The organism is Soonwooa purpurea (assembly GCF_053891095.1).
Genome location: NZ_JBSSMA010000012.1, coordinates 74,161 through 99,680, shown reverse-complemented (window position 1 = coordinate 99,680; position 25,520 = coordinate 74,161). Strand labels below are relative to the sequence as shown.

The following is a 25,520-nucleotide window of genomic DNA, read 5'->3' as shown; positions in this document are numbered from 1 at the left end:
ATGATATTGATAAATTTAATGTAGATTTGAATACAAGAAAGATTTTGGTCAAACAAACCGTAAAGGTCTATAATGAGTTAAGACCGCATTTGTCAAACTATTATTTAACACCGATGCAAATGCACCAACAACAAGAATTAATACCAAAATCTTACAAAAAGAAAAACAGTACAAATACGAATATATGTACTGTTTAAAATAAAATTTTATTGGTCTAATCCTGTATCAGTTTTTCAGGACGTTACAATCCAAACTACTTTGGCAGAAAAAATAATTAAATGATCATATTTTAATTTTCAAAATCAAAAAGTATCTTTGCTCAATGGATTTAACATACATTATTCGAGAACCCGAAAATTTTACAGCTTCTACGCCACTTTTAGTTTTGCTACATGGCTATGGAAGTAACGAAGAAGATTTGTTCAGTTTCGTACCAACACTTCCCAAAGATTGGCTTGTAGTAAGCTTCCGTGCACCAAAAGAAACGCCTTATGGCGGTTACGCCTGGTATGACATCGACTTTAACAATCAAGAAAAATTTATGGATGTTCCCCAAGCCGAGGCAGCAATTTCTGGAATTATGGAATCTATTATGAAAATAACGAATCATTACGGATTAGTTAATAACCCAACTCATCTTTGTGGCTTTAGCCAAGGTGGAATTTTGAGTTATGCGTTATCCTTAAGATTCCCACAATTGTTCAATAAAATAGCTTGTTTGAGCAGTTATCCAGAAGAAAAACTACTAGGCAATATTAACAAAGATAAAAAGAAACTAGAGCAACTTCGTTTCTTTATTTCTCATGGGACAGATGATGCAGTAATCCCGATGGATTGGGGTCGAAAAGCTGCGGACCTGCTTTATGATTTGGGATGTTATTTTAGTTTTAGAGAATATATGAGTGGGCATGGTGTTAATCAAAAAAATTACATGGATCTTATGACTTTTTTTGAATCATAAATTTATAGTCAACTAAAAACAAAAAAGCTGCATTTCACGTCTGAACTGCAGCTTTTTTTATACTAAGAATTCATTAAGGTCTCTATTTCATCAGCTTCGATAGGTATATTTTTCATTAGATTTTTGGGCGCTCCAGAAGCTTGGATTTCGTAGTCGTCTTCAAGTCGGATTCCGAATTTTTCTTCTGGAATATAAAAACCAGGCTCGTTAGTAAAGACCATTCCGGCAGCAAAATCATCGGACAAAAGTCCATAGTCATGAGTGTCAAGTCCCATGTGGTGGGATGTTCCGTGCATCATATACTTTTTGTAAGCTGGCCATTTCGGATCTTGATTTTGCACATCAGCTTTATCAATTAGTCCTAAATCTAGTAATGTCGAGGTATAAACTTCGCCCATATCTTTATGGAATTGATGCCAGTTATTTCCAGCAACCAAGCGGTTTTCAGCTTCTTTTTTGCAATTAAGAACTGCGTTATAGATTTGTTTTTGACGTGTTGTATATATTCCGTTAACAGGAATTGTTCTTGTAAGATCGGACGAATAATTGGCATATTCTGCGGCAACGTCCATCAAGAGAAGATCACCATCTTTCAGCTGCATATTATTAGAAACGTAATGCAGGACATTCGCGTTGTTTCCACCTGCAATAATGGGTCCATAAGCAAAGCCTTTGCTTCGGTTTCTGATAAATTCGTGGGCTAATTCTGCTTCTACTTCATACTCCCAAACGCCAGGTTTTACAAAATTAAGAAGTCGGCGAAAACCTTTTTCTGTAATATCACAAGCCGTTTGTATCAAAGCAATTTCTTCGGGCTCTTTAATACTTCTAAGACGTTGCAAAATAGGATTGCTACGAAGAATTGTGTGCAAAGGATACTGTTTTTTAACAAATTCGATGAAACGGTCTTCGCGGGTTTGGGTTTCTACAGCTGCGCGGTAATGTTCATTTTTATTTAAATAAATTTGCTCCGCTTCTGCCATCAAATCATAAAATACCTTTTCGAAATCTGATAGCCAAAGTACCGTTTTGATTCCTGAAACTTCTATTGCATCTTCTTTCGTGAGTTTTTCACCTTCCCAAACAGCAATATGATCATTGGTTTCTCTTACAAATAAAATTTCGCGGTATTCCTCTTTGTGGGCATCAGGAAATAGCAGCAAAATGCTTTCCTCTTGGTCAACACCTGACAAATAAAAGAGATCGCGATGTTGCTGAAATGGCAAAGTAGAATCTGCACTTATTGGATAAATGTCGTTGGAATTAAAAACTGCCAAAGATTTTGACTTCATCAAAGCCGTGAATTTTTTTCTGTTTTTAATGAAAAGTGAATTTGAAATTCGGTCGTATTTTGTTGTCATATTTGATTATTTATTTAATATTAAAATAGAATTTCTTTTTCAAAAATACGAATAGAAAGACATTCGCAAATCGTTTAATCCAAAAAATTACAAGAATCATTGATAAGTTAGTTAAAAAAAATAAATCATCTAACATTTTGTATCTTTGGGCTATGAATTCCTTAACAGAAGAAAACTATTTGAAAGCTCTATATCATCTAATGAATGATGACTACGAAGTTTCTGTAAATGATTTGAGTAAACGTTTGCAAATCAAAATGCCATCTGTAAACAGTATGATTAAAAAATTTGCCGATAAACATTGGGTAATTTATGAATCTTACAAACCGATACGCGTGACAGAATTGGGAAGAAAAGAAGCGGCATTAATTGTTAGAAAACACCGACTGACAGAGATGTTTTTGGTACAGAAAATGGGCTTTGGTTGGGAAAATGTCCATGAAATTGCCGAACAGTTGGAGCACATCCATTCGGATGCTTTTTTTGATAAAATGGACGAAATCTTAGATTATCCGAAAGTTGATCCGCACGGAGAGCCAATTCCTGATAAAGACGGAATTGTCATGCAACCCGAACTAAAAAAATTGAGCCAATGCAAAGTGAATCAAAAAGTAGTTTTGGCTTCTGTAACAACTTCTGCCGATGATTTTCTGAATTATCTTAACAAGCGAGATATCAAACTTGGCACAAGTTTTCAAATATTAAATATCGAAGATTTTGACCAATCTATGTTGATGGAATTTGATGGACGACAAGAAAGTTTCAGCAAGTTGGTTTGCGAAAAACTTCTGGTTAAATAATAACAAAAAACCTTCTAATAAAATTTAGAAGGCTTTTATTTTATAATTGAAAAAATTTAATTTAATCAAATAAATCTTTTACTTTTTCAAAGAAAGATTTTTCTTTTCCAGTTGGTTCTGCCGTCATTTCGTTGTTATCGATTTGGCTTTGGAAAAATTCTTTTTGTTCTTTGGTCAATTTTTGTGGCGTCCACACGTTGATGTGTACGAACATATCGCCTTTGCCACCATAACCTTCGATGTTAGGAAGACCTTTTCCAGAAAGTCTCAAGATTTTTCCAGATTGTGTGCCTTCTTCTACTTTTATTTTGACTTTTCCACCAACAACTGGGATTTCTTTAGAAGTTCCTAAAGCCGCTTCAGCAAAAGAAATAAATAATTCTTGATGAAGATTATCGCCTTCACGCTTGATAAGCTTGTCAACTTCTTCTTCAACAACAACTAATAAATCGCCTGGCGTTCCTCCGAATGGTGCATCATTTCCTTTTCCTCTTACATTGAGCTGAATGCCATCTCTAGCGCCTGCAGGAATGTTGATGGTAATTTCTTCTTCAGTTTTGATAAGGCCTTGCGCGTTGGCGCCCGCAGGAATTTTGTCGGCAACTTTTCCGATTCCGCCACAAGCACCACAAGTTGTTTGGGTTTGCATTTGGCCGAACATCGTATTCATAACTTTAACCTGTGCTCCAGAACCGCCACAAGTAGGACATGTTTTTGAAGTCACGCCTTCTGCTAACTTCATTTTTTTAACCTTAATGGTTTTTTGTGTACCATTGACCATTTCTTCAAGGTTAAGTTTTATACGGATTCTAAGATTAGTTCCGCGAACTTGTTGCTGACGATTGCCACCACCAAATCCGCCACCGAAATGTCCACCAAAAATATCTCCAAATTGACTGAAGATATCTTCCATATTCATTCCACCGCCGAAACCGCCGCCAAATCCACCACCTGCAGCGCCGCCAACACCAGCATGACCGTATTGGTCGTAGCGCGCACGCTTGTTATCATCGCTAAGAATTTCGTAGGCTTCTGCCGCTTCTTTGAATTTCTCTTCTGCTTCTGCATTACCAGGATTTTTGTCTGGATGGAACTTAATCGCTTGTTTACGATACGCTTTTTTTATCTCTTCGGAAGTTGCAGTTTTCGTAACTTCTAGTATCTCGTAATAGTCTCTTTTTGCCATTGTTTTATATTCTGAAAAGCCTTTTATTAAGCGCCTGTCACTACTTTTGTGAAACGAATAACTTTATCATGCAGTTGGTAACCTCTCTCGATAACATCAACAATTTTACCTTTTAACTCTGGAGCGGGTGCCGGAATCTGTGTCACAGCTTCATGAAAGTCAACATTGAAATCATCACCAACTTGGACTTCAATAGGTTTTAAACCTTTATCCATTAATTTTGATTTGAATTTCTGATAGATCAATTCAACGCCGCGGATATCTTCTTCGTTCCCAGTTTTTGTAATTTCTTTTAATGCTCTTTCGAAATCGTCAAGAATTGCCAACATAGAAATCATCAAATCCTGATTGGCATAAAGGAAAAACTCATTTTTTTCTTTAGCAGTTCTTCTTTTATAGTTTTCGAATTCTGCATAAAGACGAAGATAACGGTCTTTTTCTTCTGCCAATAATTCTTCTGAAGACTTTTCCACTGTCACATTGTCAGCAACATGTTGGTCAGAATTCTGAGTTTCTTCGTTCGTTAATTGTTCTGTTTCTTCGTGTATATCTTTGTTTTCTTCCATTATAATAAGTTATATTACTCGATTATAGGCAAAGAAACTGCCAAAATGAAAGTTTGGACAATTAGTCAGAATTTTTCTTAATGTCATTAAGAATCCATTCGTATTGAAGATCTTTTTCTTGAAAAACATTAAAAAAATCAGCATCAACTTCTACATCCGGAATGACACCGCGTTTTAGATTTTCGGGAGTAATGTTAGGTTGTATGAATAGTAAACCAATTGGCAAATCAAGTTTGGAATTTTTAAGCTTTATGGTATTATTAAAACCAGCAACGGCTCCATCATTCGCACCGCCAGTTTCTTCTCCTACGATGGTTGCTCGTTTATCAAATTTTAATTTTGAGGATAAAATGGAGGACGCGGAAAAGCTAGCGCCATTTATCAAAACATATATTTTTCCAGCAAAAGCATCTTTTTTTACTTTTGATCTTTTAGCTGCCGTTTCTTTAAAAATAGCTTTACCACTAGCATTTTTCCCAGACAACAATTTGTTTCCAAGAATAAAAAATGGATAAGCTCCCGCGGATAAAATTTTGTTAGTAGCAGATAAATTATGGAAAAAATCGCGATGAAGCGCAGCGTTCTCGAATGTCATTTCTGGCATTTTCACCAATGTGAATGGCTGATTGCTGAGATAAGAATATAGATTGTTGATTTCGTCCAAAGAACCACCCAAATTATTTCTAATATCTAAAATCAAATATTTAGACTTTGCTTTTTTTATGATATTAAAACTTTGTTTATAAAACTTGGAGGATGCCGTATGAGAAAAAGATTTTACTTTGATATAAGCCACCGAACTATCCGAAGTCGCAAAACGCATACTTCTGTTATAAGTATTGGTTCGGGCATCAAAATCGTAAAGTTTTTTAGTTCCTTTACTCGGGCTGTATTTTTGTTTTTTTACGTCATCTTTATCCATACGTTTTATAACAACATCGCTAATTTTATTTTCAAATTTTATTTTCAAATTAGCTTCCTCAAAAAGTCCATATTCCGCAGTATAGTAATTGAAAAAAGATTCTGTTAATGCATATTTATAATAGGTTTTATTAAAACCGTCTGCCGTCATTACACTTTGATATTTGGCGATAAGATCTGTCACTTTTTTGCCATTAATTTCTAAAATCTCTGTCCCAGGAAGCAGTTTTTGCTCAGAATCTAGTGTTGCTTGTTTTACAATGATTCGTTTGTCCGAAACGCGATATGTATATTGTCCAAAAAGAGGTGTTTTTTTATCCCATTTTTTTGTTTCGGTTTTTGTGTACAAACGTTGCGGAATTTTTAATCGCAAATGCCCTTCTCGGACTTTGGCAATAACTGGCGCCAATTTGAAATAAAACTCTTGCTTCGTCAATGACTCGTTGATATTATGTTTAAGACTATCAAATTTCTTTGTTAAATCATTTTCAGAAATATAGCAATTGAGTTCTGGATGGAATTTTTTAAGAGCCAAATAACTTTGATCAATATCTTGTCTCAAAGCTTCTACAGGAATTTTTTTATAAAATTCAAGATTGGCTTTTTTTACAGATTGACACCCAATGATTAACATCGAAAAAACTAAGAGGTATAGTCTCTGCATAACTTATTCTTTCTAAAATCAAATGTAAGATTTTTATTGAAAAATTTGAAAAATCTATTTATTTGTAAAATTAATTAATTATCATTGCCACTCAAATGTACTATGGTACTGTATTTGACGCTATAAAAAAGCTAATAAAGACCCGAAATTATGATAAAACAAATTTTGACCACGCTGGTGATTGCAGCAAGTACGAGCCTTGCTTTTGCACAAGTTAAAAATGTTGGAAGTTTTACAAAGCTTAAAGTTTATGATCAAATCAATGTAGAGCTTATCCCAAGTACCGAATATAAAGCCGACATTTCTGGTAAAAACGCAAACAATGTAGAATTTGTCAACAGCGGAAACGAATTAAAAATCCGTATGGTAACTAGCAAAACTTTACAAGGCGAGACCACAAAAATTGCGCTATACTATAAAAATGTGAACAGTTTGCAAGCCAGTCAAGGTTCTCTTATTACATCAACTTCTCCAATAGAAACATCGAGTCTTAATCTGACGTCTAATGAAGGATCTGTTATCGATATTGTCGCAAAAACTTCCGATGTTACGTCCAAAGTTAACACAGGTGGCTTTATCAAAGTTTCTGGGGAAACCTCGACCCAAAGTGTTGTTGTTAACACAGGCGGACGTTACGATGGAGAAAATTTACAATCCGAAAACACAGGCGTAACCGTAAATGCTGGTGGAGAAGCCAGCGTATTTGCAAGTCAGGAAGTCACAACCACTACAAGAGCTGGCGGATCAATCACTGTATTTGGAAATCCAGAAAACCGAAATGAGAAAAAAATGATTGGTGGAAAGGTAATTTATAAATAATCTAAATTTTAATTATACAAGAGAAGCTGCTTGAACTAAGCAGCTTTTTTTATTTTTCGTTACTGCTCTTTTTTTTATTTGTAATATCTTTAAGACTTCAAAATGGACTTTAATTATAAAATAGAAATGACATTCCAAGAACAAATACAACAGGGAATTCCCACTGAACTTCCACAACTAAAAGCTTACGAACAAAATATCAATCACGCACCAAAGCGTAAAGAAATACTTACTGAAGAAGAGAAAAAACTGGCTTTAAAAAATGCTTTGCGTTATTTCGAACCAAAATTTCATGCAGAATTAATTCCTGAATTCAAAAAAGAACTTGAGGATTTTGGAAGAATTTATATGTATCGTTTTCGTCCAGATTACGAGATGAAAGCTCGTGATATTGCTGAATATCCAGGGAAATCTGAACAGGCAAAAGCCATTATGTTGATGATTCAAAACAATTTGGATTATGCGGTAGCTCAACATCCTCATGAACTCATTACGTACGGTGGAAATGGTGCGGTGTTCAGCAATTGGGCACAGTATCTTTTGACGATGCAATATTTGTCGGAAATGACTGATGAGCAAACTTTGGTGATGTATTCTGGACATCCAATGGGATTGTTCCCTTCACACAAAGACGCTCCAAGAGTAGTGGTGACTAATGGAATGATGATTCCAAATTATTCTAAACCCGATGATTGGGAGAAATTCAATGCGTTGGGCGTTTCACAATACGGACAAATGACGGCGGGAAGCTATATGTACATCGGTCCGCAAGGAATTGTTCACGGAACAACGATTACCGTTCTCAATGCCTTTAGAAAAATAAATAAAGAACCAAAAGGAGGACTTTTTGTAACGTCTGGCTTAGGTGGAATGTCGGGAGCGCAGCCAAAAGCGGGAAATATTGCAGGTTGTGTTACAGTAATTGCGGAAGTAAATCCTAAAATCACCAAAATTCGTCACGATCAAAAATGGGTAAACGAAATCCATGAAAACCTCAATGAGTTGGTGGCAAGAGTAAGAAAAGCTCAAGAAAACAAGGAAACGGTTTCTTTGGCTTATCTAGGAAATATCGTAGATGTTTGGGAGAAATTTGATGAAGAAAATTTGAAAATTGATATTGGTTCCGATCAAACTTCATTGCATAATCCTTGGGCGGGAGGTTATTATCCAGTTGGAATTTCGTTCGAAGAATCCAACAAAATGATGGCAGAAAATCCTGAATTGTTCAAAGAAAAAGTTCAGGAAACCTTGAGAAGACACGCAGCAGCTATCAATAAACATACGGATAAAGGAACGTATTTCTTCGATTACGGAAACGCATTTTTGTTGGAAGCTTCTCGTGCAGGAGCAGATGTGATGAATCCAAATCCGACCTTGGGAAGAGAGTTTAAATTCCCTTCTTATGTTCAGGATATTATGGGACCCATGTGTTTCGATTATGGTTTTGGACCGTTCCGTTGGGTTTGCGCTTCGAATAATCCTGAAGATTTACAAAAAACGGATGATATCGCTTGTAAAGTTTTAGAAGAAATGATTCAACATTCACCTTCTGAAATTCAGCAACAAATGAAAGACAATATCCAATGGATAAAAGGTGCGCAGGAAAATAAATTGGTGGTAGGCTCTCAAGCTCGAATTTTATATGCAGATGCAGAAGGACGAATGAAAATTGCTGAAGCCTTCAACAATGCTATTAAAGAAGGGAAAATTGGTCCAGTGGTCTTGGGTAGAGATCATCACGATGTTTCGGGAACGGATTCTCCATACCGTGAAACTTCTAATATTTATGACGGTTCAAGGTTTACAGCGGATATGGCGATTCACAATGTGATTGGCGATAGTTTCCGTGGAGCAACTTGGGTTTCTATTCACAACGGCGGTGGCGTTGGTTGGGGCGAAGTAATCAACGGTGGTTTCGGAATGTTATTGGATGGAACTGAAGATGCCGACAGAAGATTAAAATCTATGCTTTTCTGGGACGTGAACAACGGAATTTCTCGTAGATCTTGGGCAAGAAATGAAGGAGCGATGTTTGCGATAAAGCGTGCCATGGAGGCCGAACCGAAATTAAAAGTTACGCTTCCGAATTTGGTGGATGAAAATTTGCTATAGAAAATAAAATGAGGAAGTTTCGGCGGCGAAATCTATAAGCTTAGAAAAATACTGGAAGTAGCCTCTTTATATTAGTTTTAAATTAGATAATTTCCGTGCAGAGGTATGTTATTTGTAAGTTATTAACCATTTAAAATTATAAATATGAATCAAGAAAATTACAAAAATCCTTACAAGTATTGGTATTTACCATTAATCACAGGAATTCTTTTTATTATTGGTGGAGTTTATATTTTCCGAACGCCTTTGGCCTCTTACATGGCATTAGGGATGATTTTCGCTACCATCTTTTTGGTAACGGGGATTATAGAAATCATTGATGCATTTAGCAATCGACATTATCCGAATTGGGGATGGTCTTTAGCGGGCGCAATTCTCGATTTAATTTTAGGTATTTTATTAGTCGCATCGCCAGGTTTAACTCTAACATTTTTACCTATTTACGTAGGGGTTACCATTTTGTTGCGTTCTGTGATTGGTATTGGCGCTTCTCTTTCCCTTAAAAAATTGGGCTTTCCTTGGGGAACGGCAATGTTTTTTAGTGTTTTAGGAGTTTTATTTTCATTATTAATGATTTTTAATCCAGCTTTTGGAGGTTTAACGATTGTCTATTACACCGCTATCTCATTCATTATGCTGGGGATTTTACAAATTATGTTGTCTTTTGGATTAAAGAAACTGAAATAGAAAATTCTTTCAATAATAATAAATAAAAAAAAAAACTTCTCGAATTGAGAAGTTTTTTTTATTTATTAACAGCTGCTAAAGCTTTTTCGTAATTGGGTTCGTGACTAATATCTGCGACTTGTTCTTCATAGATGATTTTCCCCTTTGGATCGATAACAACTACCGCGCGACTTAACAAACCACGTGAATTGCCATCTATCATTTCTACACCGTAACGCTTTCCAAAATCGGTACGAAAATCCGATAACATCACAACATTTTTGATACCTTCGGCGCCACAAAAACGTTTTTGAGCAAATGGCAAATCTTTGGAAATACACAACACAACAGTGTTTTCTAAATTAGCTGCCAACTCATTAAACTTTCTTACCGACATCGAACAAACTCCCGTGTCAACACTTGGGAAAATATTTAGTATCACATATTTTCCTTTATAATTGTCGAGTGTTTTAGTTTCCATTTTATCATCGGTCAACTCAAAATTTGGAGCTTCAACATTTATATGAGGAAGTTTTGCAAAGGTTTTCACTTCTTTCCCGCGCATCAAAACGCTTGCTTGTTGCGCATTGGAAAGTCCAAATACAAGCAACAATGCCAAACTTAATATTTTAAATGATTTCATATTCTTTAATTTTAATCAAATTTAAAACAAAAAAACTTCCTTTCGGAAGCTTTATATTTATTTTAACGCTGATGTATTGATCGCATCCATGACAGGTTTTAGTTGATCCAATGTATAGCCATTTCCATCAATTTTCACAGTATATCGATCTTTCAAAATATATTGAATATCGGCATCTACCTCATCGGCCTCTTTTTCTTCAGAAACGATGGCACGAACATTATTAAAATTGGTTGTTTTCTCAAAACCTTTCGCTGTGCTTTTCTCAGATTCTGCTTTCAGAGCAATCAATAACATCGAAATCATGGCACTGCCTGTTTCCCCTGCCCCATCCATAATATTAATTTCGATACGTTTGTTGGCCTCATCAGAATAGGTCGCTTCTGCAGAAACCAATCCCATCATCGAGGCATCGCCAACTCTTATTTCGGTTCTTTTGAGTCCCAAAATTGTTTCTGGCAAAGCCGATTTCATTTCCTCATTTGATAGTGGTTTGATGGTTTTAAGCCTTTCAATATTTTTTTGTATATCATCCATAGAAGTTGCAATGTTGCTATAACTTTGCGCCGCATCGACTGCTTTGCCTATAGATGAAGATTCTGAGGTTTTGTCTTCGCTTTTTTTACAAGCCATCATACTTAGGACCGATAATAATAAAATAGATTTTTTCATGATTTCTTTGTTTTAATGATGTTTTGATTTAACAAAGATAGCTTTTTGATTTTTAACCTAATGATAATTAAATTTTAACATTTTTTTGATAATCCATAAAAAACCACTTTCGAAAAAGTGGCTAGATATTTTAAAAATGATATTTTAAATTAAGTCCTGTAAAAAAATAGGATTTGCTAGGTCCAGGATTGACATCTGTAAAGACATTGGGATTGTTGTACTGGTTATCAGCATCGGTGTCGTTAATACTGTTTCCGTAAAATAAGAATGTGTAATTAATTTGATTGGTAAGATTATTTCCCATCACAAAAACGTCCAAATCTACATGTTTGAAACTGTGTTTGTAACCAATTTTAGAATTCAAAAGTCCAAAACTTTTCACCTTATTCGAATTGGCAAAATCGGTAAAAACCGTTCCCATATAATTAAATGTATTTTGCCAATACAATCCAATATTCGTGTCAAAATCGAGCCCTAAAGTCAATTTTGATTTTGGAACACCCACAACGCTTTTGCCCTGATAATCATTAATTGCTGCAGGTTTATTGTTTTCTTTAAGATAGGTTTTAAAATCCTTATATTTAAAATCATTGTAGGTATAACTCACAAAAGGCTGAACTTTTTTAAGAAATGAAGATTTTGGTTCATAAACGTAACCCAAGCTCATTTCAAGACCTTTATTAGACTGATTGCCCGTGTTTGCCCAATAGCTGTAAGGCGTATTTTCCGCATTAGACATAATGCCACGAAGCTGCGTCAATTTGTTTTTAACATCGATACTAAACACCGAAAACTGATAGTCTATCGCAGTATCCAGCAACAAACCATGTACACTGAAATCCCACATTTTCGCTTTTTCGGGAATCAAATTATCATTCGTCTGATTAAGCCCAGAAATAAACGACGTCGCCGAAGTTGGTGCATTGTAACCTTCGCTGTAACTTAAATTAAAAATCTGTTTTTTCCATATTTTTTGAAGAGCAAAATGTGGTGTTGCCACAGCATCAAAACTTTTATCAAAGGATAGATTTTGACCTTTGTACAAGTCGATACCATTCACAACAAACAATCCCGGCAAAGCCAACATATCTTGGCGATTGTAGGCAATTTTGTTAAGGCTAACACCTGCTAAAAACATCAAATCCCAAGGTTTGTAAGTCAATTTTTCAATGGCAAAAACACTGGTTTGGTTGTTTAAAATTTTGAAATAAGAACCTTCAAAAATTGGACGTAATATTGGTTGTTCCGAAGGTTTCACACTTTTGAAACGGTAATTTGTAATCAAAGATCGGGATTGTTGATATTCTACTCCAAAATCTGTTTGGCTTTTAAAACTTCCAAAATCTTTGGTGTAGTTGAAAACGGATCTTACACCATAATTGGGCGCTGAATAGGTTTCGTAAGCGCCCGCCGCAATCCTGTCGCTTGTCGTCCCAGTATAGAAAATTGTGGTGTTGTTACTAAAATCATCTGTAATCTTCCAAGCATGTGAAGTCCCGAATCTGGAAGTCACAAATTTGGTTTTTGCGCCACGACGGATATATGCAAAATTGCCCTTGTCAACGCCATTGTAATAATCGTCGTAAGAAATCTGTCCCGAAACTTGTTCTAAAGAATTTCCGTGAGAAGCCAGAATGCTTAGTTTTTGATTTTTATTGAGTTTGATTTCAGAGTTTATGTTATAAAAATTCTTGATACTTTTCCCGTGTGGACGATAACCATCTGCCCCAATGTGTCCATAATTAGCCGATATCGAATATTTGTCGCCAACGCTTGTAAGTCCTGTGGAAGTTTGAAACAAACCAAAAGAACCAGCCATAAAATCTTGAGAAATACGATTTCCTTTTTGCGTTTCGGGCCTTGAATAAAAGCGTACAACTCCACCAGTTCCTCCTCCATAAGCAGTTGCAGCAGGTCCTTTAACAACCTCAACATGGTTAATAAATCCGAAATTAACATCATCCAAAACTGTTACGCCATCGGCATTGGTTAACGGAATATTATTCCAATACATTTTGATACCCCAATTGTTAAATTTTTGGTCGTTACCATAGCCACGTAAGATAACCCGTTGTCCCCCCATGATGCTTCTCTTCTCAACTTGGACTCCTGCAATGGTACTAAGCGATTGCTCAATCATTGCTGGATTATTTCTATTCAATTCATAATTGGAAAGATTTTCGGTAGATTGTGCATTTTTTTTGAATTCTTCTCGTTCTTTAATCACTTTTGTACGGGCATGGACGGTAACGGCTTCTAACTCATTTTCATCTTGTTGAGCCGATAAGAATCCTGAGCTCAAAACAATTATGGATAACAAATAGTTTTTTTTCATTTACAAATATTGAATATAAAAAGGTAAAGCTGTTCCTGCTTTACCTTTAGTTTTAATAAAATTTATTTTTTATCGTTTGAGAATTACAGATGAATAAAGAATAATACCATCCTGAATAACCTTCACAACATAATTGGCTTTTGGTAGCTCACCGATGTTAAACTCTTCATCAGACTTTACTGCTTTTTTGCTGAATACCAGTTTCCCCGAAGTATCATAAACTTCCACATCTACTTTGTCGGATACTTTAGAATCAAACTTCACCTGGAGAGGTCCTCTTGTTGGATTTGGATAGATACGATTGTTTAATAATTTATGTTCGACATTATCAGTTGGTAAGAATATATCTTCTTTTTGAGTCGTAAAAGCACCACGTCCGTAGGTAACTGCCAAAATTGTTTTATCAGTAGGTCTATAATCAAAATGCGTGATTTTAAACTTACCTAAACCGTTAGAATACATCGACCATGTTGGTGATGCCGCTTGGAAATTAGATGTTCCCCAAACGCCAAAATGTGTCCCAATGATAACTTCGTTGTTATTTTCAGGATTCATCAGAATTGCTCTAACAGGAATATCTGGAAGATTACCTTCTTTCATGCTCCAAGATGTTCCGCCATTTGTTGAATAAAATATGCTTTCCGTATTATAGTTTGATACGACTACCATAATTTCGTTTTCTGAAGCACCAAGTTTAATATCGGAAATGTTTCCTGGAAATACAAAGCTATAAAGAGAAGTATTTGGTGTTGCATTCGCATTGGTTACTTTATACAATTTACCGGTTGAAAGTCCGACAAACATTGTTGTACTTGTTGTTGTATAAGGAGAGACATATAATCTAGAAATATTTTCTCCCGATGCAACGTTTGCAATCGTTATTTGCGAACGCGTTAATTGTAACGGCGAACTTGCCAATCCAGACACTCTGTTCAAAACGACTTTGGTTGTCCCGTTAGAATTGGCGTTTGTATAGGCTATATCAAGATTTCTGTCAACAACTAATGGATTGATAAATTGTCCTGCATTTTGCTGCGCTGAATTTGATAATAAATAAGTAGCACCTCCTTGATGAAATAAAATATGGAAATTGTACACATAAGAAGCAATCAAATATTTATCTTGATCATCAAAAGCTGTAAAAGCACCATCGCCGCCATAGACTTCAGAATCGTCATAAAATCCGTTTGGCAAAACAGCACCAGAAAGACGTTGCGTTCCGTTATCTTGTGCGCCCAAGATCATTTCCTCATCATTAAAATTAGCTGTTGGGTTCAGAGTTCCGTGATAAAACTGCGTGATATTTAGTTTTTTATTTCTCATTTGGACCGTATTGCTAGCCGCCAAATTGTTTTTATTAGCAGCGAAGAAAATGCCACCATCATTCCCCATCACAAATTGATTAGGATTCTTTGGATTAAATACCAGCGCATGTTGATCTGCATGGACAAGCGATATGTTTGTACTTCCTAAAGCATTATTATTTGACCATTTTGTATATTGTTTCCAAGTTGCACCGCCGTCTGTTGATTTGTACGAATCTACACCGCCAACATAGACATGATCATCGTTGGCAGGGTCTGTTTCGATAACCAAATCATAGAAAGATTGCCCTCTCGTAAAGTCATTATCGGGTTGTCCTGTATCAATTGGATTGGGTAATGTAATTCCTGAGCCGGCTACATTGGTAGAAATCCAACTTACCCCGCCATCTGTAGTTTTTGCAATTCTAATGGGTTCAGACGTATTAGCACCTTGCATGAGTGCATAAGCTTTCAACGGATTGGTTTCAGAGACTTCTACCATAACTCTTGCGCCAGAATTGCCTACATTATAAACTTCAGTAAAATTAGCCCCATGATTAGTAGATTTAAAAATCTTTCCTCCAGATGTTGAATTGCCATAACTGCTGCGTCTTGTCGCAACCCAAATCGAATTGTCTTTTCCGACTTCAATATCCTGAATATTATAACCATTATTGGAATTCCATAAAAGATTGTTTAACCTTGTAAAATTAACACCATCTGTAGATTTATAAAGTCCTGACTGGCCGATTCCCATAAAAGCCATCGCATCACTCAGGTAAGTACCAGCTACGCCAGCATATACTTCTGAGACACCATTGTTATTGACAACTCTTATAGATGGAATATGGTAATTCCCATTTCTTACATTTCCTGATTGTCCATCTTCAAAAGTGAAAATCTGTGTCCATGTTTGCCCACCATCTATGGTTTTCCAAATTCCTAAACCGCTGATGTCGCCAGTCTCCACCTCGCCAGTTCCGACATAGAAAACCTGTGAATTGTTAGGGTCTGACACGATACAGGAAATAGAAGTATTTGCCCAAAAACCATCAACCAAAGTCCACTCCGAGTTGGCATTGCTAATATCATTATTATACCACAATCCACCAGAAACACCGCCAGCCCAAACTTTTTTGCCAGTAGCATCATTAGGATCAAACATAATACCTCTAACTCTACCACCAACATCATAAGGACCACGCTCTATCCACTGATTAGCAATTCCTTTAGCATTAATATTTTTATCACCACCAAAAAGTTTTAGGTTTTTATTTGCCTTGTACTTACCCGCTTTAACTTCGGCTTCTAGCTTTACATAATTTTGGTTATGTAATTCTCCTGTATTAGGATCCATTGTCGCAATATATTCTGCTAGATTATATTCTTCGGGAGGTTTTTGGTTATTTTCTTTAGCAAATTGTATATCCTTCTTATGCGTTTTCATTGCATTTTGGATATGTTCCAGATACTTTTTATTGATGCTAGGTTCTTCCTGCCTTTGTTGCGCATTAAGGTAAAGAGAAGCTATAGAAAGCCCAACTCCAAGAATAATTTTCATTTTCATAATATTCTTATTTTATAAATACAAAAGTAACTTTTTTAAAGAAGTATTGAAATAAAATAAAAAATAAGAGAATACTATTTCAATTCCATTAAAAAATGAAAATCATAAATATTAAAAACCTATTGTGGAAGCGCTTCCGTTGTAATTATATTATTCTCTTTGGGTTTTGTAAGTTTTATTTTTCGCTTGATTAATTTATTCGATTTAAGTTTTTTCAATACTAAAATCAATTCATCCCAACTTGCTAGTTTATCCATTGGATAAGGATTATCTGTCGTTGGAAAATTATCATGTGCGGAATGCAAAATAGCTGTCAATACAAGCTTATCATCAACAATCGTTTTCGAAAAATCAATTTTCTTTTGGTCGATTAAAAAATAAAGAGGTTCAAGCTTTTTGTTGTCTTTTAGTTCTACTTTCAAGATTTCTTGTCGCGACTCTTCTCTGCCACCCATTTGATATTCTTGCGTTGCGCTAATAACTTTGACACATTGTGCTTGGCCACAATATACACCACAACATGCCGCTAATAGTATTATTTTATAAAAGGATTTCATCATACGTTTATTTGGTGTTAAATTTAAACAATTTAAATTTCAGAATATTGTTTTGTAACAAAAACCAAAATCTTGTACTTACTAATCGAGAAACAAAAGTTATGGATGGACGCCATCGCGAGTTTTTAGAGAAAATCGAAAAACATAAAGGCATTATTTTCAAAATTTCGAAAATGTATATGGACAATCGGGAAGATCAGGAAGATCTTTTCCAGGAAATTACATTTCAGGTTTGGAAGGCTTTTGCGAGCTTCAAAGGCGACAGCAAATTCTCCACTTGGCTCTATCGCGTCTCGCTAAACACAGCCATTGTATTTTTAAAATCGGAGAAAAAAAGAAGTTTTATTGAGCATTCCGAACTATCGGATTTTAAAATCGCTCAAGAAGACTATGACCACGAAAAGGAAGAAAAACTTCATAAAATGTATGAAGCCATCCAACAGCTTAATCCCATTGACAAAGCTTTTATATTCTATTATCTAGAAGATTTTTCTGGACGAGAAATTGCACAACAAATGGGTATTTCTGAAGCCAACGTCCGCGTGAAAATGAACCGCGCCAAAAACAAATTAAAAGACATTTTATCCAACTCTTAAGCAACAGCATTATGAATATCGATGAATTAAAAAATATCTGGGACAACGACACTGCCGAAAATACGCCTGAAGTCAGCCTAGAACAAAGAAAAAGCCTAAACTTACCGCTTGAAAAAATCCGAAAAAACATGCGCTGGGAATTTTGGTCAACCATCATTCTTCTTGCCTTTGTTTTGGTCGCTATTTGGGGTATTGAGATGCCTTTCCGATTCCGATTGTACCTCGATATTTTGGTAGGTTCGATGACCTTGGTAACCTTATTTTTTTATCATAAATTTTTTAAACTCTATAAAGAAATTAGCAATCCTGAATTGGAAACTCTAGCGTCGCTACAAGATTTGTTGCACCAGTTCCATCTTAACAAACAATATTATTTATCTTTCTACATCAGCTTTGTCCCTTTCATCGTTGCAGAAATGATAATTATTCTAGAATCCATACCCTACACACATCAATACTCTCATTTGCGTTTGGTTTGCGTCTTTTTGGGCGCCGTGTTTGCGGGATTAGTTTTCTTATGGATTTTGGGGAAATTCTGGTTCAATTATTATTACGGAAAATACATCAAGAAAGTTGAAGATCTTGTCAAAGAATTAAGAAACTAAAATTATTTTTTAAAATCAAACTCATTTAAAAATAAAAAGCGATGCCGTTTGACATCGCTTTATTTTTTTCCTTTAACCTTCGGTATAACTTTGGAAAGCTTGTTCTAGACTTTCGTATTTTCCTTTGAACTCGGATATTGGCGAATCCTGAATGATATTTCCTTTATGAATCAAAATCACGCGCGAGCACAAAGCTTCCACTTCTTGCATAATATGTGTTGATAGAATTACCGTTTTTTCTTTACCAATTTCTTTAATAACATTTCGGATTTCCACAATTTGGTTAGGATCAAGCCCATTCGTAGGTTCATCCAAAATCAATAAATCTGGCTGATGGAGAATTGCTTGTGCCAGTCCTACACGTTGCTTGTAACCTTTGGAAAGTTGACTTATTTTTTTTGATTTTTCTGGCGTTATGCCTACCAATTCGATAACTTCGTTTACTCTATTTTTCCCAACATTATGAATATTAGCAACAAATTGTAGATACTCTTTCACGAACATGTCTTGGTACAATGGATTATTTTCTGGAAGAAAACCCATTTTGCGTTTGCATTCGATATCGTGTTTTGTAATGTCTTTTTGATCCAACAAAATTTGACCTTCATCCAACTTCAGCGCCCCAACAATAGACTTCATCAAAGTTGATTTTCCAGCGCCGTTGGGCCCTAGCAAACCAATAATTTCGTTTTTGTTAATTGAAATATTAACGCTATTGAGCGCAATTTGTTCTCCGAATTTTTTTGTCAGATTTATAATATCTAAAGCCATTGTTCACAATTATCTAGGGCAAAAATACTAAATCTAATTCTTAAAATCATTTCTCTTTTAAAACTAATTTTATAAGCCTAATTTTTTTTGTAAATTTGCAATCCTATGGGACAAATCCTAGCAATAGACTATGGCAAAGCAAGAACAGGACTTGCTGCAACCGATGATTTTAAGATTATCGCGAGTGCGTTAACGACTGTAGAAACGCCAAAATTATTGGATTTTCTCAAAGATTATTTCAGCAAAAATAATGTGGAAAGCATTGTTGTTGGATTACCAACCGACCTTAAAGGTCAAATGTCTGAAATAGAAACCGATATTCAGAATTTTTTAAATGTTTTTGCAACTGAATTTCCATTAATAAAAATTCATCGTTTAGATGAACGTTTTACTTCCAAAATGGCATCATATTTTATTAGTCAAAGTGGGAAAAATAAAAAACAAAGACAGGAAAAGGGTCTTATAGACCGTGTAAGTGCAACCATAATTTTGCAAAATTTTTTAGATCAACAATGATTTTACCAATACGCGCCTTCGGCGATCCAGTATTAAGAAAAGTAGCTCATGATATCGACAAAGATTATCCAGAACTACCAAGTTTAATAGAAAACATGTTCGAAACCATGCATGGTGCTAATGGCATTGGCCTTGCTGCGCCACAAATTGGCTTGGACATTCGTCTTTTTGTAATCGACATTACGCCTCTTGCAGAAGATGAAGATTATGAAGATATAGCAGAAGAACTCAAAGACTTCAAAAAAGTATTTATCAACGCACAAATATTAGAAGAAAGTGGCGAAGAATGGAAGTTCAACGAAGGTTGTCTCTCGATTCCAGACGTTCGCGAAGATGTAAAACGCAAAGAAACTATCAAAATTGAATATTTTGATGAAAATTTTGTTAAACATATCGATACTTTTTCAGATATTCGTGCGCGCGTTATTCAACATGAATATGACCATATAGATGGTATCCTTTTCACGGATCATCTTAGCGCCTTAAAAAAGAAATTGGTTAAAGGAAAATTACAAAAAATCGCAAATGGCGATGTAGGTGTCAGCTACAAGATGCGATTTCCAAAATAAAATATAAACTAAGAAAAAATTAACAACGACTAAACATTGAAACAATGCAGTTAGAAAAAATAATTTCGATCTCTGGAAAACCAGGACTTTACAAATTAGTTTCGCAATTAAGAAACGGATTCATCGTTGAAGATATCTCAACTAAGAAAAAGGCAAGCATCTCCAATTCTAGCCAAGTAAGCTTGCTAGACAACATCGCGATGTTCACTTTCGACAAAGAAGTTCCCTTATTCGAAGTATTCGAAAATATCGCTAAAAAATACGATTACAAACCAACCATCAACCATAAGTCAAAAAGCGAAGAGCTAAAAGCTTTCATGGAAGAATCTCTTCCAAACTATGATACAGAAAGGGTTTATGAGTCTGATATCAAAAAATTGGCACAATGGTATAACTTATTACAAAAAGCAGGTTACATCACACCAGAAAGTTTTGTAAAAGTTGAAGAAGTTGTTGAAGAAGCGCCAGTTGACGAAGAAAAGCCAGCAAAGAAAACCACTAAAAAAGCAGCAGAAAAACCTGAAACGCCAGCAGAGAAACCTGCTAAAAAACCTGCAGCTAAAAAAACTACTAAAAAAGAAGATTAATCCATTTTAATCTCAACAATAGTAAAAACTCCATCAAAAAATATTAATTTTGATGGAGTTTCTTTTTATAAATACATTATGAAAATTGTTTCGTTGGTTCCGTCTTTGACCGAAATTCTGTTTGATTTCGGATTAAGTTCTGAAGAAGTTATCGGGAGAACCAAATTCTGTATTCATCCCAAAAGTTTCGTTGAAGATGTCGAAATAATTGGTGGAACCAAAAATATTGATATCGAAAAAATAAAATCATTAAATCCCGATATTATCCTAGCCAACAAAGAGGAAAACGTTAAAGAACAGGTTGAGGAATTAATGAATACGCACAAAGTTGTAGTCACCCATGTGGAAACCTTGGAAGACAACTATTATTTACTAAAAAACCTTGGAAATCTTCTTAACAAAAAGGAAACCGCACAACAATTTAATTTAAAAATTCAGGAGCAATTTAATTTCGTTAAACCCGAAAAAAAACTAAAAGCTGCATATCTCATTTGGAAAAATCCGTACATGAGTATTGGTCGCGACACTTTTATTCATCATATTTTAGAAGAAATTGGTTTTGAAAATATCTTTAAAAATCAGAAACGTTATCCGACTTTCGAACTTAACGAATTAGCCATAGCTGATGTTATTTTCTTATCCTCCGAACCTTATCCTTTTAAAGAAAAACACATCGAACTAATGCGCGATGTGTTTCCTGATAAAATAATTCGTATTGTTGATGGTGAAGCTTTTTCTTGGTATGGCACCCGAATTTCAAAACTCGGAACTTACTACCAAGATTTAATCAAAAGTCTCCAACTTTAGTGATTACATTTTCTTTCCTACTTCTTGACAAATCCACTCCAGAAGCGCTTCATCAGCTTTTGTAAATGGATCGACTTTGTGACTGTCAATATCGATTTGTCCTATATTTTTTCCATCTTTAAAAATCGGAACAACAATCTCCGATTTGGTATCCATAGAACAAGACAAATAATTATCTTGCTGATGAACGTCTGGTACGACAAAAGTCTGTCCAGAAACGGCAACTTGTCCACAAATTCCCTTCCCAAAAGGAATAGTAGTATGGTCTGTCTTTGCACCTACATAAGGTCCCAACACCAATTCTTCTTTATCTCCATTTCTAAAGTAAAAACCTGTCCAATTGTAATATTCTATCTCTTGATCGAGGAGTTGACAGATTTTCAGAAGTTTTGTATTAATATCTGCTTCGGGTGCTTCTAGTATAACGCTGATGCGTTTTTTTAATTCGCTCATAAGTTTTGTATTAATCGATAAGACTAACTTCTTTGTAACCAAACATGCCACGTTCTTTGATAATGTCGGCAACACCATCTGGCAATTGCTCTTCCCAACCACATTCTTGACATGTAATTTTTTTAAGAATCTCTCTGGAATAGATTTCTAAAAATTGAGGATTATAATCTTTAATATCCACAATTCTCTTATTCAGTTTAAAATATTTGTAAAGCTCTTTTAGGTTGGCCTGGACTTTAAGATTCTCAGAATTCAACAATAAGCCTGTTTCTGCATCTTTGTATGGATAAAGGTAAAGGCGCATATCTTGTTTGAAAAATTTACCAAAAGCTTCCAAAATTCCGCCTGGCAAATTTTTATAATATTCTTCATCGAAAACATCCAAAAGATTGTTAACCCCCATTGCCACACCAATATTTTGATTGGTATAGGCTGAGAAGTAATCAACCATTCGGTAATATTCTGAGAAGTTCGAAATCATTATGGTATAGCCCAATTTGGCTAAAACATCGACGCGATCTAGGAAATCTCTTTCGTCAATATCGCCGTCTGCACGAAGATTGGCAATGGTAATTTCGAAAAGTACTTGTGTATCCTCGTTGGTACAGCCAACATCTCTGAGGAACATATTAAGACCATTTTCGAACATATCGATGTTGACCTTTGTTACAGGGCGGAAACTTCCTCTTACCGCAAAAATATTTTTTTTGTAAAGAATATCTGCGGGTAACATATTGTTCCCTTCCGAATTAAAAATAACGGCATCTGTCATTCCTCTTTTCACCAATTGCAAACTCATCAATCGGTTATCAACATAGGCGAATGAAGGCCCGCTAAAGTCAATCATGTCAATCTCCACGCGGTCTGTAGATAGATCATCATATAAAGAATCTATTAATCTTCTTGGATTATCCGCATAATTGAAAGCGCCATAAATCAGGTTAACACCAAGGCTTCCTAAAGTTTCTTGTTGTAAAGTGGCATCATTTTCATTAAATTTAACATGAATAACGATTTCATTATAATCCTCGTTTTCACCCATTTGGTAACGAATACCCACCCAACCATGACCTTTCATGGTTTTATCAAAGTTGATGGTTGTTACAGTATTAGCATAGGAAAAGAATTTCTTTCCAGGATTGTTGTCTCGAGAAATACGCTCTTCTACCAAGCCCACTTCATAACGAAGCATCTTGCGAAGGCGGTTTTGGGTAACGTAGCGGTTTTTAGTTTCTTTTCCATAAATAGCGTCACTAAAATCTTTATCATAAGCTGACATTGCTTTTGCGATAGTTTGTGATGCTGCCCCTGCACGGAAAAAATATCTCACTGTCTCTTGTCCCGCTCCAATTTCGGCAAAAGTCCCATAAATTGAACTATCTAAATTAATGGCTAAGGCCTTTTGTTTTGGCGTTAATTTTTGATGAATAACAGACATTTAGAATTTTTTGTAAATTTACCAAAATAAATCCAAAACCAAAGAATGCGGCTTAAATTTTTAGGCACCGGAACTTCGCAAGGAATCCCTGTTATAGGCAGTCAACATCCCGTTTGTTTATCAACCAATCCAAAGGATAAAAGGTTGCGTACATCGGCACTTATCAGCCTAGATAATGGCAAAAAAATACTTATTGACTGCGGGCCAGACTTTCGTCAACAAATGCTCGCTAATCACGAAAGCCAAATCGATGCGGTTCTTATAACCCACGAACATAATGACCATGTCATCGGGCTTGACGATTTGCGCCCACTGATCTTCAAAAATAAAATGGAAATGCCTATCTACTGCCAAGAACGTGTTGGTAAAGAGATAAAATTCCGTTTTCCGTATGCATTTGCTGAGAAAAAATATCCAGGTTCACCCTCATTTGAAATTGTAACAGCAAGAGAAAATTTTGAACTTTTCGATGAGAAGATTACTTCTATTAATGTCATGCATGGCGCACTGCCTATTTTAGGTTATAAAATTAAAAACATGGCCTACATCACAGATGCTAGTCAAATTTCAAATTCTGAAAAAGAAAAATTAAAACATTTAGATTTTTTTATCATCAATTGTCTTCGCAAAGAACAAGCTCATCATTCACACTATATATTGCCTGAAGTCTTAGATCTGGTTGAAGAACTACAGCCGAAGATGACTTATTTAACACATATTTCTCATTTGTTAGGCTTTCATGATGATTTATTAGAAGAGCTCCCATTGCATATTCAGCCTGGATATGATGGATTGGAAATAGAATTTTAATTTTTTTTAAATTGATTTTCAAACAAATAGACAATAGACTTTAAAAAATATTTGAAAACATTTTTAATAAAGCAAAATCTTTGTATATTTGCACACCTCAATACAACGCTCGGATGGCGGAATTGGTAGACGCGCACGACTCAAACTCGTGTTCCTAGGAGTGTGGGTTCGATTCCCACTCCGAGTACAAAAAGCAATCATAAAATGGTTGCTTTTTTATTTGATGTAATTCTAAAGTTTTTCTTTTCATTTTCAACTCCTATTTTTTATATCCATTTTCAAATTATAATAATTTAAAACTCATAGAAGTTCAAATTAAGCTCAATATCTAGGATAAATATTAAAAAAACAATATCTCCGTATTTATTTTACAAAAAAATAAGCTAAAAGAACGATTTTTGTACTGATAATAAAATTAAAACAATTATTATGGAAAATTCAAAAAATAAACCACCTCTATTCGTTATCATTTTATTTTTATTAATCGTTATTATGATAATAGGCTACTTCGTTATCAGTGCCATGTTTCCAGAAATTTTGAACGATCTTGATAAAACTGACCTTATATCAAAATAAGTATTTGCCATAACTAAAACTTGTGTGCTTGATCCAAAGAAAATAGAATTTTAGTGAAAACATAAACAACTGATAATTAACAATAAAAAATGAGACTCATTTCTGAATATCCTGTTGGTAGCGGGGACACGACTATCACCCTACTCTATATTCTATTAATTACCAGTAGGTTATGTAATATTGCCTCCAAAAGTGACTTTTAATAAGAATTGAAAGAAATTAGAATTTTAGTACAAACATAAACACCTGATAATCAACAATAAAAAAGGAGACTCATTTCTGAATCTCCTGTTGGTAGCGGGGACACGACTCGAACGTGCGACCTCCGGGTTATGAGCCCGACGAGCTACCTACTGCTCTACCCCGCGGTATATTGTTTGAAAAGCTTACCGAAAGCTTTCTTAGTAGCGGGAACCGGACTCGAACCGATGACCTTCGGGTTATGAGCCCGACGAGCTACCTACTGCTCCATCCCGCGATATTGGATTGCAAATATACAACAATATTATTACAATCCAAATAAAACCTCGAAAAACTTACTATCCATCAACATTACAAAACATTAACAACTATCAATCAACAGCTTAACAAGCCATTTTTTTTTACAATTTTATAGACTCAACTAAGCGTTTACAATACATATTAGTTATAATTCTTA

The 25,520-nt window shown here is 35.2% G+C and carries 25 protein-coding genes and 3 tRNA genes; 14 read left to right on the top strand and 14 right to left on the bottom strand.

All coding sequences use genetic code 11. The annotated features are described in order from the left end of the window. Nucleotides 1-197, top strand: a 197-nt coding sequence (locus ACVFVN_RS11705) for a hypothetical protein (RefSeq protein ID WP_456233938.1), incomplete at its 5' end; no start/stop codon positions are given. A gap of 125 nt (nucleotides 198-322) precedes the next feature. Next, nucleotides 323-961 carry an alpha/beta hydrolase gene (locus ACVFVN_RS11700; RefSeq protein WP_456235387.1) on the top strand — a complete coding sequence of 213 codons (639 nt, stop codon included), beginning with the start codon at nucleotides 323-325 and terminating at the stop codon, nucleotides 959-961. Nucleotides 962-1,023: 62 nt separating this feature from the next. Here ACVFVN_RS11700 and ACVFVN_RS11695 read toward each other — a convergent pair whose 3' ends face one another. Continuing rightward, complete coding sequence (locus ACVFVN_RS11695) at nucleotides 1,024-2,322, bottom strand: aminopeptidase P family protein (RefSeq protein ID WP_456235386.1); 1,299 nt, start codon at nucleotides 2,320-2,322, stop codon at nucleotides 1,024-1,026. Nucleotides 2,323-2,474: 152 nt separating this feature from the next. Here ACVFVN_RS11695 and ACVFVN_RS11690 point away from each other — a divergent pair, with 152 nt between their 5' ends. Next, the gene (locus ACVFVN_RS11690; protein ID WP_165132067.1) at nucleotides 2,475-3,122 is read left to right on the top strand and encodes a metal-dependent transcriptional regulator; all 648 of its coding nucleotides are present in this window, start codon (nucleotides 2,475-2,477) and stop codon (nucleotides 3,120-3,122) included. A gap of 61 nt (nucleotides 3,123-3,183) precedes the next feature. Here ACVFVN_RS11690 and dnaJ read toward each other — a convergent pair whose 3' ends face one another. From dnaJ to ACVFVN_RS11675, 3 genes are all read right to left on the bottom strand, one after another. Further along, complete coding sequence (gene dnaJ, locus ACVFVN_RS11685; protein ID WP_456235385.1) at nucleotides 3,184-4,308, bottom strand: molecular chaperone DnaJ; 1,125 nt, start codon at nucleotides 4,306-4,308, stop codon at nucleotides 3,184-3,186. Nucleotides 4,309-4,334: 26 nt separating this feature from the next. Next, the gene (locus tag ACVFVN_RS11680) at nucleotides 4,335-4,874 is read right to left on the bottom strand and encodes a nucleotide exchange factor GrpE (protein ID WP_456235384.1); all 540 of its coding nucleotides are present in this window, start codon (nucleotides 4,872-4,874) and stop codon (nucleotides 4,335-4,337) included. 61 nt (nucleotides 4,875-4,935) lie between these two features. Then, nucleotides 4,936-6,459, bottom strand: a complete 1,524-nt coding sequence (locus ACVFVN_RS11675; RefSeq protein ID WP_456235383.1) for a S41 family peptidase — start codon at nucleotides 6,457-6,459, stop codon at nucleotides 4,936-4,938. Between the two features lie 150 nt (nucleotides 6,460-6,609). Between ACVFVN_RS11675 and ACVFVN_RS11670 the strand changes: the two genes are divergently transcribed. The 3 genes from ACVFVN_RS11670 to ACVFVN_RS11660 all read left to right on the top strand — a co-directional run bounded on the left by ACVFVN_RS11670 (nucleotide 6,610) and on the right by ACVFVN_RS11660 (nucleotide 10,077). Next, nucleotides 6,610-7,278, top strand: coding sequence for a head GIN domain-containing protein (locus ACVFVN_RS11670; RefSeq protein ID WP_456235382.1), 669 nt, complete (start codon nucleotides 6,610-6,612; stop codon nucleotides 7,276-7,278). Between the two features lie 126 nt (nucleotides 7,279-7,404). Beyond that, a complete protein-coding gene (locus ACVFVN_RS11665; RefSeq protein ID WP_456235389.1) occupies nucleotides 7,405-9,390 on the top strand; it encodes a urocanate hydratase in 1,986 nt (661 codons plus the stop codon). 144 nt (nucleotides 9,391-9,534) lie between these two features. Then, nucleotides 9,535-10,077: an HdeD family acid-resistance protein gene (locus ACVFVN_RS11660; protein WP_456235381.1), complete on the top strand. Its 543-nt coding sequence runs from the start codon at nucleotides 9,535-9,537 to the stop codon at nucleotides 10,075-10,077. A gap of 58 nt (nucleotides 10,078-10,135) precedes the next feature. Here ACVFVN_RS11660 and tpx read toward each other — a convergent pair whose 3' ends face one another. From tpx to ACVFVN_RS11635, 5 genes are all read right to left on the bottom strand, one after another. Further along, complete coding sequence (gene tpx / locus ACVFVN_RS11655) at nucleotides 10,136-10,621, bottom strand: thiol peroxidase (RefSeq protein ID WP_456235388.1); 486 nt, start codon at nucleotides 10,619-10,621, stop codon at nucleotides 10,136-10,138. A gap of 135 nt (nucleotides 10,622-10,756) precedes the next feature. Next, nucleotides 10,757-11,371 (bottom strand): hypothetical protein, encoded by a 615-nt coding sequence (locus ACVFVN_RS11650; protein ID WP_456235380.1) that lies wholly within the window; start codon nucleotides 11,369-11,371, stop codon nucleotides 10,757-10,759. A gap of 130 nt (nucleotides 11,372-11,501) precedes the next feature. Beyond that, nucleotides 11,502-13,706: a TonB-dependent receptor gene (locus ACVFVN_RS11645; protein ID WP_456235379.1), complete on the bottom strand. Its 2,205-nt coding sequence runs from the start codon at nucleotides 13,704-13,706 to the stop codon at nucleotides 11,502-11,504. Nucleotides 13,707-13,775: 69 nt separating this feature from the next. Next, nucleotides 13,776-16,571 (bottom strand): T9SS type A sorting domain-containing protein, encoded by a 2,796-nt coding sequence (locus tag ACVFVN_RS11640; protein WP_456235378.1) that lies wholly within the window; start codon nucleotides 16,569-16,571, stop codon nucleotides 13,776-13,778. A 125-nt stretch (nucleotides 16,572-16,696) separates the two neighbouring features. After that, on the bottom strand, nucleotides 16,697-17,137 hold the full coding sequence (locus ACVFVN_RS11635; RefSeq protein WP_456235377.1) for a hypothetical protein: 441 nt from the start codon (nucleotides 17,135-17,137) through the stop codon (nucleotides 16,697-16,699). A 98-nt stretch (nucleotides 17,138-17,235) separates the two neighbouring features. Here ACVFVN_RS11635 and ACVFVN_RS11630 point away from each other — a divergent pair, with 98 nt between their 5' ends. Then, nucleotides 17,236-17,730, top strand: a complete 495-nt coding sequence (locus tag ACVFVN_RS11630; RefSeq protein WP_456235376.1) for an RNA polymerase sigma factor — start codon at nucleotides 17,236-17,238, stop codon at nucleotides 17,728-17,730. Nucleotides 17,731-17,741: 11 nt separating this feature from the next. Beyond that, a complete protein-coding gene (locus tag ACVFVN_RS11625; protein WP_456235375.1) occupies nucleotides 17,742-18,335 on the top strand; it encodes a hypothetical protein in 594 nt (197 codons plus the stop codon). Nucleotides 18,336-18,407: 72 nt separating this feature from the next. On the opposite strand, the gene ACVFVN_RS11620 is transcribed toward ACVFVN_RS11625, so the two are convergent. Continuing rightward, a complete protein-coding gene (locus tag ACVFVN_RS11620; protein WP_456235374.1) occupies nucleotides 18,408-19,106 on the bottom strand; it encodes an ABC transporter ATP-binding protein in 699 nt (232 codons plus the stop codon). Between the two features lie 105 nt (nucleotides 19,107-19,211). On the opposite strand from ACVFVN_RS11620, the gene ruvX reads away from it, so the two are divergent. The 4 genes from ruvX to ACVFVN_RS11600 all read left to right on the top strand — a co-directional run bounded on the left by ruvX (nucleotide 19,212) and on the right by ACVFVN_RS11600 (nucleotide 21,585). Continuing rightward, nucleotides 19,212-19,622: a Holliday junction resolvase RuvX gene (gene ruvX / locus ACVFVN_RS11615; protein WP_456235373.1), complete on the top strand. Its 411-nt coding sequence runs from the start codon at nucleotides 19,212-19,214 to the stop codon at nucleotides 19,620-19,622. Continuing rightward, a complete protein-coding gene (gene def, locus ACVFVN_RS11610; RefSeq protein WP_165132102.1) occupies nucleotides 19,619-20,191 on the top strand; it encodes a peptide deformylase in 573 nt (190 codons plus the stop codon). The genes ruvX and def overlap by 4 nt, the downstream gene beginning before the upstream one ends. A gap of 44 nt (nucleotides 20,192-20,235) precedes the next feature. Next, nucleotides 20,236-20,778: a DUF5606 family protein gene (locus ACVFVN_RS11605; RefSeq protein WP_456235372.1), complete on the top strand. Its 543-nt coding sequence runs from the start codon at nucleotides 20,236-20,238 to the stop codon at nucleotides 20,776-20,778. A gap of 78 nt (nucleotides 20,779-20,856) precedes the next feature. Further along, on the top strand, nucleotides 20,857-21,585 hold the full coding sequence (locus ACVFVN_RS11600) for an ABC transporter substrate-binding protein (protein WP_456235371.1): 729 nt from the start codon (nucleotides 20,857-20,859) through the stop codon (nucleotides 21,583-21,585). Nucleotides 21,586-21,588: 3 nt separating this feature from the next. Here ACVFVN_RS11600 and ACVFVN_RS11595 read toward each other — a convergent pair whose 3' ends face one another. Continuing rightward, nucleotides 21,589-22,038, bottom strand: coding sequence for a GAF domain-containing protein (locus ACVFVN_RS11595; RefSeq protein ID WP_456235370.1), 450 nt, complete (start codon nucleotides 22,036-22,038; stop codon nucleotides 21,589-21,591). Nucleotides 22,039-22,048: 10 nt separating this feature from the next. Then, nucleotides 22,049-23,476: a TonB-dependent receptor gene (locus ACVFVN_RS11590; RefSeq protein WP_165132114.1), complete on the bottom strand. Its 1,428-nt coding sequence runs from the start codon at nucleotides 23,474-23,476 to the stop codon at nucleotides 22,049-22,051. A 45-nt stretch (nucleotides 23,477-23,521) separates the two neighbouring features. Between ACVFVN_RS11590 and ACVFVN_RS11585 the strand changes: the two genes are divergently transcribed. Then, a complete protein-coding gene (locus tag ACVFVN_RS11585) occupies nucleotides 23,522-24,286 on the top strand; it encodes an MBL fold metallo-hydrolase (protein ID WP_456235369.1) in 765 nt (254 codons plus the stop codon). 107 nt (nucleotides 24,287-24,393) lie between these two features. After that, a tRNA-Leu gene (locus tag ACVFVN_RS11580) sits at nucleotides 24,394-24,473 on the top strand. Between the two features lie 681 nt (nucleotides 24,474-25,154). On the opposite strand, the gene ACVFVN_RS11575 is transcribed toward ACVFVN_RS11580, so the two are convergent. Together ACVFVN_RS11575 and ACVFVN_RS11570 are read right to left on the bottom strand one after the other, a co-directional pair. After that, a tRNA-Met gene (locus tag ACVFVN_RS11575) sits at nucleotides 25,155-25,230 on the bottom strand. A 37-nt stretch (nucleotides 25,231-25,267) separates the two neighbouring features. Continuing rightward, nucleotides 25,268-25,340 (bottom strand) — tRNA-Met (locus ACVFVN_RS11570). Between the last annotated feature and the right edge of the window lie 180 nt (nucleotides 25,341-25,520).

What these genes read in the sequence shown, in the direction of transcription:
- ACVFVN_RS11590 (WP_165132114.1), bottom strand. Translation starts at nt 23,476, where the DNA reads ATGTCTGTTATTCATCAAAAATTAACGCCAAAACAAAAGGCCTTAGCC.
- ACVFVN_RS11650 (WP_456235380.1), bottom strand. Translation starts at nt 11,371, where the DNA reads ATGAAAAAATCTATTTTATTATTATCGGTCCTAAGTATGATGGCTTGT.
- ACVFVN_RS11625 (WP_456235375.1), top strand. Translation starts at nt 17,742, where the DNA reads ATGAATATCGATGAATTAAAAAATATCTGGGACAACGACACTGCCGAA.
- ACVFVN_RS11585 (WP_456235369.1), top strand. Translation starts at nt 23,522, where the DNA reads ATGCGGCTTAAATTTTTAGGCACCGGAACTTCGCAAGGAATCCCTGTT.
- ruvX (WP_456235373.1), top strand. Translation starts at nt 19,212, where the DNA reads ATGGGACAAATCCTAGCAATAGACTATGGCAAAGCAAGAACAGGACTT.
- ACVFVN_RS11620 (WP_456235374.1), bottom strand. Translation starts at nt 19,106, where the DNA reads ATGGCTTTAGATATTATAAATCTGACAAAAAAATTCGGAGAACAAATT.
- ACVFVN_RS11680 (WP_456235384.1), bottom strand. Translation starts at nt 4,874, where the DNA reads ATGGAAGAAAACAAAGATATACACGAAGAAACAGAACAATTAACGAAC.
- ACVFVN_RS11600 (WP_456235371.1), top strand. Translation starts at nt 20,857, where the DNA reads ATGAAAATTGTTTCGTTGGTTCCGTCTTTGACCGAAATTCTGTTTGAT.
- ACVFVN_RS11675 (WP_456235383.1), bottom strand. Translation starts at nt 6,459, where the DNA reads ATGCAGAGACTATACCTCTTAGTTTTTTCGATGTTAATCATTGGGTGT.
- ACVFVN_RS11630 (WP_456235376.1), top strand. Translation starts at nt 17,236, where the DNA reads ATGGATGGACGCCATCGCGAGTTTTTAGAGAAAATCGAAAAACATAAA.
- tpx (WP_456235388.1), bottom strand. Translation starts at nt 10,621, where the DNA reads ATGCGCGGGAAAGAAGTGAAAACCTTTGCAAAACTTCCTCATATAAAT.
- ACVFVN_RS11670 (WP_456235382.1), top strand. Translation starts at nt 6,610, where the DNA reads ATGATAAAACAAATTTTGACCACGCTGGTGATTGCAGCAAGTACGAGC.
- ACVFVN_RS11595 (WP_456235370.1), bottom strand. Translation starts at nt 22,038, where the DNA reads ATGAGCGAATTAAAAAAACGCATCAGCGTTATACTAGAAGCACCCGAA.
- ACVFVN_RS11700 (WP_456235387.1), top strand. Translation starts at nt 323, where the DNA reads ATGGATTTAACATACATTATTCGAGAACCCGAAAATTTTACAGCTTCT.
- ACVFVN_RS11635 (WP_456235377.1), bottom strand. Translation starts at nt 17,137, where the DNA reads ATGATGAAATCCTTTTATAAAATAATACTATTAGCGGCATGTTGTGGT.
- ACVFVN_RS11665 (WP_456235389.1), top strand. Translation starts at nt 7,405, where the DNA reads ATGACATTCCAAGAACAAATACAACAGGGAATTCCCACTGAACTTCCA.
- ACVFVN_RS11690 (WP_165132067.1), top strand. Translation starts at nt 2,475, where the DNA reads ATGAATTCCTTAACAGAAGAAAACTATTTGAAAGCTCTATATCATCTA.
- ACVFVN_RS11695 (WP_456235386.1), bottom strand. Translation starts at nt 2,322, where the DNA reads ATGACAACAAAATACGACCGAATTTCAAATTCACTTTTCATTAAAAAC.
- dnaJ (WP_456235385.1), bottom strand. Translation starts at nt 4,308, where the DNA reads ATGGCAAAAAGAGACTATTACGAGATACTAGAAGTTACGAAAACTGCA.
- def (WP_165132102.1), top strand. Translation starts at nt 19,619, where the DNA reads ATGATTTTACCAATACGCGCCTTCGGCGATCCAGTATTAAGAAAAGTA.
- ACVFVN_RS11660 (WP_456235381.1), top strand. Translation starts at nt 9,535, where the DNA reads ATGAATCAAGAAAATTACAAAAATCCTTACAAGTATTGGTATTTACCA.
- ACVFVN_RS11645 (WP_456235379.1), bottom strand. Translation starts at nt 13,706, where the DNA reads ATGAAAAAAAACTATTTGTTATCCATAATTGTTTTGAGCTCAGGATTC.
- ACVFVN_RS11605 (WP_456235372.1), top strand. Translation starts at nt 20,236, where the DNA reads ATGCAGTTAGAAAAAATAATTTCGATCTCTGGAAAACCAGGACTTTAC.
- ACVFVN_RS11640 (WP_456235378.1), bottom strand. Translation starts at nt 16,571, where the DNA reads ATGAAAATTATTCTTGGAGTTGGGCTTTCTATAGCTTCTCTTTACCTT.